The sequence below is a fragment of the Streptomyces sp. AM25 genome (assembly GCF_058146165.1).
The window spans coordinates 264,618-278,239 of the sequence record NZ_JBKIWN010000006.1 but is presented as its reverse complement, the minus strand read 5'-3'; the positions used below and the strand labels follow the sequence as shown (position 1 = coordinate 278,239).

Annotated in this window: 15 protein-coding genes and 1 pseudogene; 7 read left to right on the top strand and 9 right to left on the bottom strand. The window is 73.7% G+C overall.

Going from position 1 to position 13,622, the window contains the following annotated elements:
- Positions 1-30: 30 nt before the first annotated feature.
- A complete protein-coding gene (locus ACLHRZ_RS10145) occupies positions 31-327 on the top strand; it encodes a hypothetical protein (RefSeq protein WP_490417975.1) in 297 nt (98 codons plus the stop codon).
- A gap of 4 nt (positions 328-331) precedes the next feature.
- Here the strand turns inward: ACLHRZ_RS10145 and msrB are convergent, their stop codons facing one another.
- Genes msrB through ACLHRZ_RS10125 form a run of 4 tightly spaced genes read right to left on the bottom strand, consistent with a single transcriptional unit; the run spans position 332 to position 4,117 of the window.
- Positions 332-739: a peptide-methionine (R)-S-oxide reductase MsrB gene (gene msrB, locus ACLHRZ_RS10140; protein WP_490417974.1), complete on the bottom strand. Its 408-nt coding sequence runs from the start codon at positions 737-739 to the stop codon at positions 332-334.
- A 17-nt stretch (positions 740-756) separates the two neighbouring features.
- Positions 757-2,148, bottom strand: a complete 1,392-nt coding sequence (murC, locus tag ACLHRZ_RS10135; protein ID WP_490417973.1) for a UDP-N-acetylmuramate--L-alanine ligase — start codon at positions 2,146-2,148, stop codon at positions 757-759.
- Positions 2,149-2,198: 50 nt separating this feature from the next.
- Positions 2,199-2,849 carry a response regulator gene (locus ACLHRZ_RS10130; protein ID WP_490417972.1) on the bottom strand — a complete coding sequence of 217 codons (651 nt, stop codon included), beginning with the start codon at positions 2,847-2,849 and terminating at the stop codon, positions 2,199-2,201.
- Positions 2,846-4,117 (bottom strand): sensor histidine kinase, encoded by a 1,272-nt coding sequence (locus tag ACLHRZ_RS10125; protein WP_490417971.1) that lies wholly within the window; start codon positions 4,115-4,117, stop codon positions 2,846-2,848. The genes ACLHRZ_RS10130 and ACLHRZ_RS10125 overlap by 4 nt, the downstream gene beginning before the upstream one ends.
- 163 nt (positions 4,118-4,280) lie before the next feature.
- Here ACLHRZ_RS10125 and ACLHRZ_RS10120 point away from each other — a divergent pair, with 163 nt between their 5' ends.
- Together ACLHRZ_RS10120 and ACLHRZ_RS10115 are read left to right on the top strand one after the other, a co-directional pair.
- On the top strand, positions 4,281-5,345 hold the full coding sequence (locus ACLHRZ_RS10120; RefSeq protein WP_490417970.1) for an ABC transporter permease: 1,065 nt from the start codon (positions 4,281-4,283) through the stop codon (positions 5,343-5,345).
- Complete coding sequence (locus ACLHRZ_RS10115) at positions 5,342-6,040, top strand: ABC transporter ATP-binding protein (protein ID WP_490417969.1); 699 nt, start codon at positions 5,342-5,344, stop codon at positions 6,038-6,040. Before ACLHRZ_RS10120 ends, ACLHRZ_RS10115 begins: the two co-directional genes overlap by 4 nt.
- 62 nt (positions 6,041-6,102) lie before the next feature.
- Here ACLHRZ_RS10115 and ACLHRZ_RS10110 read toward each other — a convergent pair whose 3' ends face one another.
- Complete coding sequence (locus ACLHRZ_RS10110; protein WP_490417968.1) at positions 6,103-6,588, bottom strand: indole-3-glycerol phosphate synthase; 486 nt, start codon at positions 6,586-6,588, stop codon at positions 6,103-6,105.
- A 189-nt stretch (positions 6,589-6,777) separates the two neighbouring features.
- Positions 6,778-7,563 carry a pyrimidine reductase family protein gene (locus ACLHRZ_RS10105; protein ID WP_490417967.1) on the bottom strand — a complete coding sequence of 262 codons (786 nt, stop codon included), beginning with the start codon at positions 7,561-7,563 and terminating at the stop codon, positions 6,778-6,780.
- 71 nt (positions 7,564-7,634) lie between these two features.
- Here ACLHRZ_RS10105 and zapE point away from each other — a divergent pair, with 71 nt between their 5' ends.
- The gene (zapE, locus tag ACLHRZ_RS10100; RefSeq protein ID WP_490417966.1) at positions 7,635-8,762 is read left to right on the top strand and encodes a cell division protein ZapE; all 1,128 of its coding nucleotides are present in this window, start codon (positions 7,635-7,637) and stop codon (positions 8,760-8,762) included.
- A gap of 53 nt (positions 8,763-8,815) precedes the next feature.
- Here zapE and ACLHRZ_RS10095 read toward each other — a convergent pair.
- Positions 8,816-9,181 (bottom strand): annotated as a pseudogene (locus ACLHRZ_RS10095) (ATP-binding cassette domain-containing protein); the annotation flags it as partial.
- A 23-nt stretch (positions 9,182-9,204) separates the two neighbouring features.
- Between ACLHRZ_RS10095 and ACLHRZ_RS10090 the strand changes: the two are divergent.
- Positions 9,205-9,939: a peptidyl-tRNA hydrolase gene (locus ACLHRZ_RS10090; protein ID WP_490417965.1), complete on the top strand. Its 735-nt coding sequence runs from the start codon at positions 9,205-9,207 to the stop codon at positions 9,937-9,939.
- A 15-nt stretch (positions 9,940-9,954) separates the two neighbouring features.
- Here ACLHRZ_RS10090 and ACLHRZ_RS10085 read toward each other — a convergent pair whose 3' ends face one another.
- Both ACLHRZ_RS10085 and ACLHRZ_RS10080 read right to left on the bottom strand, forming a co-directional pair.
- Positions 9,955-11,115: a serine hydrolase domain-containing protein gene (locus tag ACLHRZ_RS10085; RefSeq protein WP_490417964.1), complete on the bottom strand. Its 1,161-nt coding sequence runs from the start codon at positions 11,113-11,115 to the stop codon at positions 9,955-9,957.
- A gap of 40 nt (positions 11,116-11,155) precedes the next feature.
- Positions 11,156-11,506: a DUF4190 domain-containing protein gene (locus ACLHRZ_RS10080; protein ID WP_490417963.1), complete on the bottom strand. Its 351-nt coding sequence runs from the start codon at positions 11,504-11,506 to the stop codon at positions 11,156-11,158.
- 136 nt (positions 11,507-11,642) lie between these two features.
- Here ACLHRZ_RS10080 and ACLHRZ_RS10075 point away from each other — a divergent pair, with 136 nt between their 5' ends.
- Both ACLHRZ_RS10075 and ACLHRZ_RS10070 read left to right on the top strand, forming a co-directional pair.
- Positions 11,643-12,896 carry a sensor histidine kinase gene (locus tag ACLHRZ_RS10075; protein WP_490417962.1) on the top strand — a complete coding sequence of 418 codons (1,254 nt, stop codon included), beginning with the start codon at positions 11,643-11,645 and terminating at the stop codon, positions 12,894-12,896.
- On the top strand, positions 12,893-13,591 hold the full coding sequence (locus ACLHRZ_RS10070) for a response regulator transcription factor (protein ID WP_490417961.1): 699 nt from the start codon (positions 12,893-12,895) through the stop codon (positions 13,589-13,591). Before ACLHRZ_RS10075 ends, ACLHRZ_RS10070 begins: the two co-directional genes overlap by 4 nt.
- The last annotated feature ends 31 nt before the right edge of the window (positions 13,592-13,622 follow it).

The window sequence follows — 13,622 nt, the reverse complement described above, 5'->3', positions numbered from 1 at the left end:
AAGGGATGCGATCACGAAGGAGTGAGGGCCATGCGTACGCTCCTCAGAGCCCGTCTGGACACGCGCGCCACGAACGAGGCGGTCAGAAACGGCACCCTGCCGGAGCTCATCGAAACGATACTGGACAAGCTCCGCCCCGAAGCGGCCTTCTTCACCGCCCTCGACGGAGGCCGCTCAGGCATCTTCGTCTTCGACCTGCAGGACCCGTCAGAGCTGCCGGGCCTCGTGGAGACGCTCTTCCTGGACCTGGAGGCCGAGGTCGAGGTGAATCCGGTCTTGAATGTGGACGACCTGCGCAAGGCGTTCGGTGGGATGAAGCGGGGGTGATCGCTCACCCCTCCGTCGGCTCCAGCCGCAGTGAGATCGAGTTGATGCAGTACCGCTGGTCCGTCGGCGTCGGGTAGCCCTCGCCCTCGAAGACGTGGCCCAGGTGCGAGCCGCAGCGGGCGCAGCGCACCTCGGTGCGGAGCATGCCGTGGGAGCGGTCCTCGATGAGTTCGACGGCCGACGAGTCCTTCGGGTCGTAGAAGCTCGGCCAGCCGCAGTGGCTCTCGAACTTCTCGGTGGAGCGGAAGAGTTCGGCGCCGCACGCGCGGCAGGAGTAGACGCCCGCCGTCTTCGTGTCGGTGTACTCGCCGCGGAATGCGGGCTCGGTGCCGGCCCGGCGGAGCACCTGGTACTCCGCCGGGGTCAGCTCCGCGCGCCACTGCTCGTCCGGCTTCTCGACCTCGTACGCCATGTCGGCGGTGTCCCTTCTCAGCTCTCCAGGCGGGCCAGGATCTCCGGGCCGAGGTCCGTGACGTCGCCCGCGCCCATCGTGAGAACGAGATCGCCGGGGCGGGACATTCCCGCGATCACCTCGGCGACAGCCGACTTCTCGTGCTCCGCGCGGACGTCGGCGCCCGCGGCGCGCGCGGCGTCGATGATCAGGGCGCTGGTGACGCCGGGGACCGGGTCCTCGCGGGCCGGGTAGATGTCCAGGACCACGGAGGAGTCGGCGAGGGCGAGCGCCTGGCCCATCTCGGTGCCGAGTTCCTGGGTGCGGCTGAAGAGGTGGGGCTGGAAGACGACCAGGACGCGGGAGCCGGCCGCGGCGCCGCGGATGGCCTCCAGGTCGGCGGTCATCTCGGTGGGGTGGTGGGCGTAGGAGTCGATCACCTGGACGCCGTTCGCCTCGCCCTTGAGCTGCAGGCGGCGGCCCACGCCGGTGAACTTGCCGAGGGCGGAGGCCAGATCGTCCGCCGGGACGCCGAGGGCGGCACCGGCCGCGAGGGCGGCGACGGCGTTGTGCGCGTAGTGGCGGCCGGGGACGGAGACGCCGAAGGTGAGCGTGCGGCCCTTGAGGTCGACGGTGACCTCGCTGGTCAGGCCGCGCGGGGTGACCTTGAGGACGCGGACGTCGGCGTCCTCGGCCTCGCCGTAGGTGACGACCTCGATGTCCTTGCGGTCGATGCGCCGCGTCAGCTCGCGGGCGCCGTCCTGGTCCGCGGCGACGACGAGCGTGCCGCCGGGGCGGATGCGGCCGACGAACGTCGCGAAGGACTCGTAGATCTCCTCCATCGACGCGTAGTTGGCGTGGTGGTCCAGCTCCACGTTGAGGACGATCGCGACCTCGGGCGCGTACTTGTGGAAGCTGCGGTCGCTCTCGTCCGCCTCGGCGACGAAGATCTCGCCGCTGCCGTGCGCGGCGTTGGTGCCGGGGCCGGCCAGGTCGCCGCCGATGGCGTACGAGGGCTCCAGGTCCAGCGCGCCGAGGGAGACGGCCAGCATGGACGTCGTGGTGGTCTTGCCGTGGGTGCCGGCGACGGCGATCGGGCGCAGGCCGTCCATCAGGCGGGCCAGCGCGTCCGAGCGGTGCACGACGGGGATGCCGCGCTCGGCGGCGGCGGCCAGCTCGGGGTTGTCGGCGCGGATGGCGCTGGAGACGACCACGCAGGTGGCGTCCTCGGCGAGGTGCTCCGCGGCGTGCCCGATGTGCACCGTCGCGCCCAGGGCGCGCAGCGCCCCGGCCGTCGCCGACTCCTTGGCGTCGCTGCCCGCGACGGCCGCGCCGCGCCGGGCGAGGATCTTGGCGATGCCCGACATGCCGGCTCCGCCGATGCCGATGAAGTGCGGTCGTTCCATCGTCGTGGGGACGGCCGGTGCCATGTGGGGTGCTCCCTGTGCTCGTGGTCGTTCGGCCATGATTCTCGCACCCGTCAGACGGGGCGGATCAACCCGGCCGCCAGGCCGGCCGTCACCGCCGCCGTGCGGCTGTCCACGCCGAGCTTTCCGTAAATGTGCACGAGGTGGGTCTTGACCGTCGCCTCGCTGATGAACAGACGGCGGGAGATCTGCCGGTTGGCCAGGCCCTCGGCCAGGAGCCCCAGGATCTCGGTCTCCCGCGGCGAGAGGGTGGGCCGGCCGCCCGCCCGGACGCGGCCGAGCAGCCGGGCCGCGACCGGCGGGGCGAGGACGGTCTCGCCGCGGGCCGCTGCGTGCACGGCGGCGGCGACGTCCTCGGGCGGCGCGTCCTTGAGCAGGTACCCGGTGGCGCCCGCCTCGACGGCGGCGAGGATGTCGGCGTCGGTGCTGTAGGTGGTGAGGATCAGCACGGCGGGCGGGGAGGGCAGGGCGGTGATGCGCCGGGTGGCCTCGACGCCGTGCATGCCGGCGCCCATCTGGAGATCCATGAGGACGACGTCCGGCCGCGCGCCCGCGTCGAGTTCGTCGAGCCGTCGCAGCGCCTCGGCTCCGTCGGCCGCCTCGCCGACGGCCTCGACGTCGGGCAGCTCGTCCACCATGGCGCGCAGGCCGCGGCGGACGACGGGGTGGTCGTCGACGAGCAGGACCCTGACCACTGCGCTCATGCCGTGGCCTCCGACGAGCTTGCCCCGTACGCGGCGTGCCCGACGGCCGGGCGGCCGGCCGCGGGCCGGTGGGGGTCGGTCGCGCAGTTCCCCGCGCCCCTCACGGGGCGCATCCCCGCCGGCACCACCACCGCGACCACCGTGCCTTCGCCCGGGGCGGACTCGACGGTGAAGGTGCCACCGAGCTCCGCGATGCGCTCGTGCATGCCGTGCAGGCCGAACGTGCGGCGGCCGTCGGACGGGACCGCGCCGGGGACGAAGCCCACGCCGTCGTCGTACACGTCCAGGGCCACCTGGCCGTCCAGGTAGGCCAGGGTCACCGCGGCATGCTCGGCGCGGGCGTGGCGGGCGACGTTGGCCAGCGCCTCCTGGGTCAGGCGGAGCAGGGCGACCTCGGTCTCCACGGGCAGCGGGCAGGGGTCGCCGTCCACGCGGAAGACGGCACCCGGCACGGTGCGCGCGGTGGTGCGGCGCAGCGCCTCCGGCAGCGGGGCGTCCTCCAGGGCGGGCGGGGTGAGGGCCTGGACGAAGCGGCGGGCCTCGGCGAGGTTGTCCGCGGCGGTGCGGCCGATCTCGCGGACCCGGGCGCGGGCCGCCTCGCCGGGCGCCGTCTCGGCGGCGCGGGCGAGCAGGACGATGCTGGACAGGCCCTGGGCGAGGGTGTCGTGGATCTCGCGGGCGAGCCGCTGCCGTTCGGCGAGGCGGCCCGCCTCGCGCTGGGCGGCGGCGAGTTCGTCGCGCGTGCGCACCAGGTCGTCGATCAGCCGCTGCCGCTTCTGGCTCTCGCGGTACAGCGCGGCGTACCCGTACCCGGTCATGATCGCGACCGCGGCGCCGGCCACCGGGCCGATCACCTTGGCCGCGGTGAGGCCGCCGGGCGCCGCGGCCTGGGCGGCCACGACGGCCGCGGTCGCCGCGGCGATCGCGGGGTGCGACCGGCGCACCGGCAGGACGTGCAGGTAGAGGAAGAAGAGCGGGAAGGCGACGTAGCTGGAGCGCGCGTCCATTGCCAGCAGCACCAGCCACAGGGCGGTGACGGCGAGCAGCCACGGCACGGGACGGTCCCGGTGCCGGACGACCCCGGCCCCGTACACCGCGGCCAGCGCCGCGCCCGGCAGCAGGGCGAGGGCCGGTTCCTCCCCGAGCAGGGCGGGCCCCAGGGCCACGGCGAGCAGCGCGTAGAACGCGGTGTGCACGGCGAGCCGGACCACCCGGAGCGAGGGCACGTCGGGGGCCGCGGGCACGGGCGGGGGGCTGGTTCTGCTCACCCCATCGAGCGTACGGGCCCGCTGCGCGGGCTCTTTCCCCCGGGACCGTCAATCCTTCGGTTGATTTCCGGGCCACTCCCTTTCCCGATACCGCCGGGAGCGCGCACGCGCGACGGTGGAGATCTCCACCGAAGAAGCCGAAGAAGCCTGGAAAGGTCCCGTCGTGTTCGTCGCGCTCCGCGACATCCGTTTCGCCCGGGGGCGGTTCGCCCTGATGGGGACGGTCGTCGCACTCATCACCACGCTCGTGGTCTTCCTCTACGGGCTGACCGGCGGCCTGGCCCGCGAGGCCACGTCCGCGGTCGCGGGGCTGCCGGCGGACCGGATCGTCTTCGGCGCCCCCTCCGGGGCCGAGCCGGAGGTGTCGTTCACCAACAGCGCGGTGGACGGCACGCAGGCCGCCGCCTGGCGCACCGCGCGCGGCGTGACGTCGGCCGAACCGCTGGGCGTGGCGATGACCCGGCTGACGGCGCACGGCAAGGCCACGTCGGTGAGCGCGTTCGGCACCTCCGAGCAGCTGCGCCCGGCGCTGGTGCGCGGCTCGGCGCCCGGCGACGGCTCGGTGGCCGTGAGCGAGCGCGTAGCCCGTGACAGCGGCCTGCGCATCGGCGACACCGTCACCCTCGGCACCGAGCGGCTGACCGTCTCGGGGCTGACCGCCGACCGCAGCCACGGCCACGCGCCCAGCGTCTGGACCACGCTCCCCGCCTGGCAGCAGATCTCCCACCAGCAGCAGCCGACCGCGCTCGCCGTCACCGGCGGCGGCAGCCCGGAGGGGACGGCGGCCCGCACCACCGAGGCCGTGCCGCTCGCCGACGCCCTGGACGGGATCGACGGGTACGCCGCCGAGCACGGCACGCTGCAGATGGTGCAGGGCTTCCTGTTCGTGGTGAGCGCGCTCGTGGTGGGGGCGTTCTTCACGGTGTGGACCGTGCAGCGCCGCCCGGACATCGCCGTGCTGAAGGCGGTCGGGGCGAGCAGCGGCTACCTCGTGCGCGACGCCCTCGCCCAGGCGCTGGCCGTGCTGCTCGCGGGGACGGCGCTGGGCGGCACGGCCGGAGTCGTGGGCGGTTGGTTCGCCTCCGCCGCCGTGCCCTTCGAGCTGGGCGCGGCCACGGTGGCCGTCCCGGTGGCGGCGATGGTGCTGCTGGGCCTGGCCGGGTCCGTGCTCGCCGTGCGCCGCATCACCTCCGTCGACCCGCTGACCGCCCTGGGAGCCGCCCGATGACCGCCACGACCGCCACCGCCACGGCCCTCGCCCTGGAGGGCGTCACCCTCACCTACCCCGACGGCGACCGCGCCCTCACCGCGCTCGACGCGGTCTCGCTGGCCGTGGCGCCCGGCGAGCTCGTGGCCGTCGTGGGCCCGTCCGGCTCGGGGAAGTCCAGCCTGCTGGCGGTGGCCGCCACACTGCTGCGCCCGGACGCGGGCCGGGTCGTCGTGGCCGGCCGGGACACGGCGGGCCTGGGCGAGCGGGAGCGGACGCGGCTGCGGCGGGAGCAGGTCGGCATCGTCTTCCAGCAGGCGAACCTGCTGCCGTCGCTGACGGCCGTGGAGCAGCTGCTGGCGGTCGAGCACCTGCGCGGCGGCAGCGTCCGGACCGCCCGCGCGCGGGCCGAGGAACTGCTGGAGTCGGTCGGGCTGGACGCGGCCAAACGGCGCCGCCGCCCGCACCAGCTGTCCGGGGGCGAGCGGCAGCGCGTGAACATCGCCCGCGCGCTGTGCACCGGGCCGTCCGTGCTGCTGGTGGACGAGCCGACGTCGGCGCTCGATCACGAGCGGGGCGAACAGGTGGTGGCCCTCCTGGCCGAGGTGACGCGGCGGCACGGCACGGCGACGGTGCTCGTCACCCATGACCGCGGGCTGCTGGAGCGGGCGGACCGGGTCCTGACGATGGCGGACGGGCGGCTGGTCGCCCCGTAAGGGGCGCCCCGTCAGGGGCGCGGGGAACTGCGCGACCAGCCACCGACGACCCGCACGCAACCTCAGGCCTGCGTCTCCTCGGCATCGTCCGCGTGAGCGTAGAGCTTCAGCACCGGCACCCCCACCTTGTGCCGGGCCCGCGACGCCCAGTCGCGGTGGAAGAACTCCTCGACCAGGTGCGGAGCGGTCAGCACGATCACCTCGTCGGCATGGGTCTGCTCGACGACCGAGCGCAGCAGGTCGAGCGGGTGGTTGTCGATGATCTGGCCCACCGCCTCGCAGCCCGCCGCCCGCAGGCTGCGCAGCGAGTGCTCCAGCGCCACCGCGGCGGGCCGCAGCGCCTCGTCGCCCTCGGGCTCGTCGGCCTCGTGGACGGCCTGCTCCAGCTCGCCGAGGGCGACGTCGTCGATGGCGCGCAGCAACCGGTCCTCGTTGCCTCTGGGCCGCATGAGGACCACGAAGGACATGTCGTCCTCGTGCAGCGTGGTGACAAAGTCGACGTCGGTGGCGGACAGCGGCTGCTCGATCATCAATACGCTCGTGAACACGGTGGGCGCCCTTCTTCTCCGTGGGCCACCGGGCCCAACAGAAACCATCCTGCGCGCGCTCCCCCCGAGCCCGCCTGTTTTGATCCCGTGCCCTCGGGGGAGCGTCTGACTCGCGTCTGATCCCCATTCTGCCCAGCGGACGCGAAGCGGAACGGTAAATTCCGCCGATTGTCAGATCCTTCGCATCCTTCAGATCCTCCGGTGCCTGGTGTAGCGGGTGAAGAGGAAGCCGTCCTCCTCCAGGATCGAACCGAGAGCGAACCGTTCCGGCACCTCCAGCGGCGGCCCGGCCGCGATCCGCGATGCGCTGCCCGCGGCCATCATCGGGGCCAGGGACAGGCACATCTCGTCCAGCACCCCCGCCGCGGCGAACTGCCCCAGCAGCCGCGGGCCGCCCTCGGTGAGCAGCCGGGTCAGCCCCCGCTCCGCCAGCGCGCCCGGCACCAGCGCGGGGTCCACGCCCCGCCCCTCGCCCGCCACGACCACCTCGGCACCCGCCGCCCGGGCCGCGGCCACCCGGTCGGCCGGGGCCTCCGCGCCCGTGAGCACGATCGTCGGCACCAGCGGGGACGTGAACAGGGGGAGCGAGAAGTCCAGGCCGAGCCCCGCGCTCACCACCGCGATCACCGGCGCCGGGCCCTGCCCGAGCGCCGCGCGCCGCGCCGCGAAGGCCTCCCGGGCCCGCGCCGGCCGGTAGCCCTCCTGCCGCACGGTCTCGGCGCCGACCACGACGGCGTCGGCGAGCCCGCGCAGAGTGCCGAAGATCCGCATGTCGGCGTCCGACGAGAGCGGCTGGGAGCGCCCCTCGTGGTGGGCGGCGCCGTCCAGGGACGAGACCATGTTGGCCCGCAGCCAGGCCCCGCCCTGCGCGGGCGGGGCGTCGGGGTAGGCGTAGAAGTCGGCGAGCTCGTCGAGCTCCCAGGCGCGGTCATTCAGGTCGGCGGGGCTGAGCGGGGAGGGGAACAGGCGTCGCATAGGCCGCAGTGTGACATGGGTCGCTGATCACGTGGCCGTCCCGGCTTCCACAGCAGCTACGCTGGACAGCTGTGTCATCCTCCACCGCATCACCTGCCGATGCCTCCGGGTCCGTCAACGGTCCGACAGGCGAGTCCGCCGCCGCCCCGGTGGCGCTGACCTCGCGCGCCCCGCACGTACCGGCCGACCGTCTGGTCGCCGAGATGGTGCCGCCGCCGCGCTTCGACTCCGTGCGGTTCGACACCTACATCCCCGACCCGAACCAGCCCAGCCAGACCGATGCCGTCACCGTCCTCGACGGTTTCGCGGCCGGGCTCGGCGGCGGTGCGGGCCACGGCGGCGGCCGCAAGCGCTGGTTCCGGCGCGAGGCGAAGCCGGCCGCGCCCTCCGGTCCGCGCGGCGTCTACCTCGACGGCGGCTACGGCGTCGGCAAGACCCACCTGCTGGCCTCGCTCTGGCACGCCACCCCGGCCGAGCCGGCGCAGAAGGCGTTCGGCACCTTCGTGGAGCTGACCAACCTCGTCGGCGCGCTGGGCTTCCAGCAGACCGTTCAGACGCTCAGCGGCCACAAGCTGCTGTGCATCGACGAGTTCGAGCTCGACGACCCGGGCGACACCGTGCTCGTCTCGAGCCTGCTGGGCAAGCTCGTCGAGTCGGGCGTGGCCCTGGCCGCAACCTCCAACACGCTGCCCGGCAAGCTCGGCGAAGGCCGGTTCGCCGCGGCCGACTTCCTGCGCGAGATCCAGGGCCTCTCCGCCCACTTCCGCCCGCTGCGCATCGACGGCGAGGACTACCGCCACCGCGGCCTGCCGCAGGCCCCGGCCCCGTACGACGACGAGACCGTCAAGCGCGTCGCGCACGCGGCCGAGGGTGCCTCGCTCGACGACTTCCCCTCTCTGCTCGCCCACCTCTCCAGGGTCCACCCGAGCCGCTACGGCGCCATGTGCGACTCGATCCGCGCGGTGTGCCTGACCGGCGTCGAGCCGGTGCCCGACCAGTCGACGGCGCTGCGGCTGGTGGTGCTTGCCGACCGGCTGTACGACCGTGAGGTGCCGGTGCTGGCGTCCGGGCGGCCGTTCGACGAGCTGTTCAGCGAGGAGATGCTGCGGGGCGGGTACCGGAAGAAGTACTTCCGGGCGATTTCGCGGCTTACCGCGCTGGCGCGCGATGCGGGTCCGCTCGTGGAGCGGCACCAGTAGCGTGCGCCAGGGGTAACTGCGGGCCGTATGTGGCTGGTCGCGCAGTTCCCCGCGCCCCTGGAGAGTTCGGAGAGCGGGGTGCGGGCGTGGCCGCCCGCGCCGAACCGTTCCAGCCAGTCACGGCCCGCGGCCGCGCGGCCCAGGCCGTGGACCCGGCCCATGTGCGTGAGCCAGCCGAGCGCGGTGAAGGGCAGCGCGGAGGGGAAGCGCTCGGGGACGTACGCGGTGCGGGGGCGGTCCACGATGCGGCCGGTGCTCGGGGCGTCGATGCCCGCGAGCAGCCGCAGCAGCGTGGACTTGCCGCTGCCGTTGGCCCCCTCGACCCGCAGCAGCGTGCCCGCCGGCACTTCGAGATCGACGTCGCGCGGCACCCACGGTCCGCCCGTTCCGTAGCGGCGACCGACCCCCATCAGCCTCATGGCCTCACGGTAGCGTGGGGGGTGTGACCAGCCCTGACACCCCCGACGAGATTCCCGCCACGCCCGATCCCCGCGACGGCGCACCGCAGTTCGTGCTACCGCTGGTGGTGCGGATCGAGAAGACCGCTCCCCCGGCCCGCACGGACGCGCTGGAGACGGCGGCACGGGCGGTGCTGACGCTGCTGTCGGACGCGCGCGCGACCGGCGAGGACGGCGAGTGGGCGCAGGCCGTACGGGACTGGGAGGACGCCCGCATCCGCAAGGTGGTGCGCCGTGCGCGCGGCGCGGAGTGGCGCAAGGCGTCGGCGCTGCCGGGCATCACGGTGCACGGGGCCGCGGCCGAGGTGCGGGTCTTCCCGCCCGTCCCCCTGGACGGCTGGCCGAAGGAGCTGGTCAAGCTCCAGGTGTCGGGCACGCATCTGGACGACCCGGAGCCGCCGGCGGCACCGGACCCCGCGCGGCCGGTGCTGTGGCTGAACCCGGAGCTGGAGATGTCCGCGGGCAAGACCATGGCCCAGGCCGGCCACGGTGCCCAACTGGCGTGGTGGGCGCTGGACGACACGGCCCGCAAGGCCTGGCAGGAGGACGGCTTCGCCCTGTCCGTACGGACGGCGGACGCGGCCCGCTGGTCGGAGCTCGTGGCGAGCGGGCTGCCGGTGGTGCGGGACGCGGGCTTCACCGAGATCGCGCCCGGGCCGACCGTAGCCGTCGAAGGAGGCAGTCTCATCTGCCCCCTCCCCCGCCTGCGACGGTCTTAGGGCGTATCCGGCGGGTCAGCGGCACAGGGCCGTGTCCACGACGCCTTGAACACGTTCTGCGGCTGCGCCGCTGGGCGGCATGCTGGTCGTCGCCACATTGGCGGCACGGCCGTCCTCGGTGACTCCGCCCCGGGTCTCGTATCCCGGGATGTCACCGCCGTGACCCCAGTAGACGCCGCCGCACGACAACGGCCTGCTGATGAGCCCCAGTCCGTAACGGGCACCCGTGCCCAGCGGTTCGGCGGGGACGGTGGTGCGCATCTGCGCGAGCTGCGCCGCCGGAAGGAGGCGGCCGGCCAGGAGCGCGGTGAAGAACCGGTTGAGATCGGAGTTGGTGGAGATCATCGCTCCTGCCGCCCAGGCCGCGGAGGGATCCACCTCCGTGACGTCGCGCAGCGGCGCGCCTGCTGAATCCCTGTTGTAGCCGTGGGGGTGGGGTTCTTTGACGGTCCGGTCTCCGGGGGCGGGGAAGTAGGTGTGGCGCAGGCCGATGCGTTGGACGATGCGCCGGTCGATCTCCTCGGCGAGGGACCGGCCGGTGACCTTCTGGACGATCAGGCCGGCCACCACGTAATTCGTGTTGCTGTACTTCCACTTCGCCCCGGGGGCGAAGTCCGCCTTGTGCTCCAGAGCGATGTCCAGGAGGTCGCGGGGGTCGAGGTACCGGCCCTGAAGGATGTCGTCGCCGACGGATCGTGCGTAATCGGGAAGCCCGCTGGTCTGCTGGAGGAGTTGACGGACGGTGATGTGGCGTCCGTCGATACCCTCCCCGCGGACCAGGCCCGGCAGGTAGGTGTCGACCGGGGCATCGAGGTCGATCCTGCCTTCGCCGACCAGTTGCAGCACGACCACCGCGGTGAACGACTTGGTGTTGCTGCCGATGCGTATCTGACCGTCCCCGGGGACCTTCGCCCCGGTGGCCAGGTCGCCGACCCCTGCGGTGTAGGTACGGGTGCGGCCGTCACGGCCCTTGACGCTCGCCAGTGCGGCGGGCAGGCCGTCGGCGTGCACCAGCGTGTTCAGGCCCTGTTGAACGGTGTCCGGACCGGCGGCGGCAGCGGACGCCGCGGGCGGTGTCAGGAGGCCCATGGCCAGCACGCCCGCGGTCACCGCGACCGCCGCCGTCACGGCTCTGCCACGGCCGCCCCGCCGCGGGGTCGAAGCCTGTTCATGCATGTGTCGACTCCTATGGATTCGTGGGGGAATCAGCAACGGGTCAGTTTCCGGAGAGGTGCCGGTGGACGCACTGCGTGTACTGGTGGAAGCTGTCGGGCCGGTAACACTCCTGCGTCTTGTTCGCGTACCAGACCATGAAGACGGCGACCAGGCCGGACACCACGACCGCGAGGGACGACGTCACCACGGCGGTGACGGCCATGCCCCGGCCGACGCCGGTCCGCTCGGCCGTCGTCAGGGCGGCGATGCCCAGGATCAGGCCGATCACGCCGAGCGGGCCGCCGATGAAGACGACCGAGGTGAGCAGGCCGGTGATGCCCAGCACCATGGCTGCCACGGCCGGGCCGTTCGTCCTGGTCTCTTGAGTTCCTTGCGCCCCTTGCGCGTTCATCAGTGGTTCTCCCGTCACGTGGATGGGACGATCCTGGCCCGCGGGGCCCTGGGTGCACATCACGGGAAAGCGGGAGAAGGTGCTCCCCCTGTCGGGGGAGGCCGCCGGTGGGCACTCCGGTCATACTGGCCTGATCATGATCAGGGGAATCCGGCCGTTCCTGCGCGGCTCCACATATTCGGGTGCGCTGTTCGCCTGGTGCGGCGCGGTGGCGAGCCTTCCGCTGCTGCCCTTCGCGATGCTCCCGGCGCTGGTGTGGCAGTCCGCTGCCTATGGAGTGCGGGTCGTTGTGACCTTGGTGGTCTGGGCAGCGCTGATCGGCGCGGTCGGGCTGGCCCGCACCACGCGGCGGGTGCTGGTCGTGTGCGCCCGCCGGACGCTGAAGGTGCCGCTGCCGGATCCCGTGGCTGTAGGTCAGCGCGCCGGCTCGTCCGGCGGCGATCGATTCCGGACTCCTGTCTGGCTGTTGCTGCACGTGGCACTGGGATGGGCGGGGGCACTCATGAGCGGTGTGTCGGCCCTCATGGGCCTGACCCTCCCGGCGGGTCGGCTCCGTGCCGAGGCGGAGCTGAGCCTCTTCGGCTGGACGGTACGGGCGGAGCGCGGCTGGTCGCGCTGGGTGGCGGCGCTCGGCTGCCTGCTGCTGGCGGCGGCTCTGTGCGTGGCGGTGACGAAGGCGCTGCGATGGCTCGCTCCGAGACTGCTGGGGCCGTCACCGGCGGAGCGGCTCGCGCTGGCGGCCGAGCGGGAACGGCGGCTGGCCGAACGCAACCGGCTGGCCCATGAGTTGCACGACTCCATCGGGCACACGCTGACGGCGACCACGATCCAGGCGGCGGTGGCGGGCGAGGTGCTCTCCGCCGACCCGACGGCGGCGCGGGCCGTCCTGCGCAGCATCGAGGAGTCGGCCCGGGCCGCCCTTGAAGACCTGGACTACGTGCTGGGCGCGCTGCGCGAGGAGGAGAGGACGGAGGCGGCGCCGGCCCGGACCCTGGCCGACCTGCCCGAGCTGCTCGACCGGCTGCGGCACGCGGGCGCGCTGGTGGAGCCGGAGTTCTCCGGCGAGTGGACGCAGGCGCAGGGGACCCTCTCCCGGGCGGCGTACCGGATCCTCCAGGAGGGCCTGACCAACGCGCTGCGGCACGGGGCGGGCGGCCCGATCGGGGTCCGTGTGGCGGCCTCGCCGCACGGACTGGAACTCGGCGTGGTCAACCGGATCGGCACCAGAACGGGCGCGGGTGCGGACCCGCATGCCTTCCCGACGTCCGGGCACGGCCTGCCCGGACTCGCCGAGCGCGTGCGGCTGCTGCACGGCGAGATCGAGGCCGGTCCGGACGGTCCGGAGCACTGGCGGCTCGCGGTCCGGCTGCCCGTGCGCTTGCCGGCATGACCGGCCCGGAGGCGGGTGCACCCGCCGACCCGGCCGCCGCTCCCGTCACCCTCCTCATCGCGGACGACGACGCGGTGACCCGCAGCGGTCTGCGCATGCTCCTCGCGGCCCAGGCGGGAATCGCGGTGGTCGGGGAGGCCGCCGACGGCGTCGAAGCGGTCGAGCGGGCGCAGCGGTTGCGGCCGGACGTGGTCCTGATGGACGTGCGGATGCCGCGCCTCAACGGCATCGAGGCCACCCGGCAGCTCCTCGCCGGGCCGGCCGGGCCGCCGAAGGTCGTGGTGATCACCACCTTCGAGAACGACGGCTACGTCACCGCCGCGCTCGGCGCGGGGGCCAGTGGCTTCGTGCTCAAGCGGCTTCCGGTCCCCAGGATCGCGGAGGCGGTGCGGGTGGTCGCGGCGGGCGAGGCGATCCTCTTCCCGGCGGCCCTGCGCCGGATGGTCGCCGCCCGCCCGCTGGACTCCGCCGAGGCGCTGCCGCAGGCGGCGCTCACGGGACGGGAGGAGGAGGTGCTGCGCCTGATGGCCACCGGCCTGTCGAACCCGGATATCGCGGAGTCGTTCGGGGTGGGCCTGGAGACGGTGAAGACGCACGTCGGGAACGTGCTGACCAAGCTCGGCGCGCACAACCGGACCCACGCGGTGGTGATCGCGTACGAATCCGGCCTGGTGGTCCCGGGGTTCACCGGCTGATCGCGGACCACCCGGACCTTCGCGACCGAAC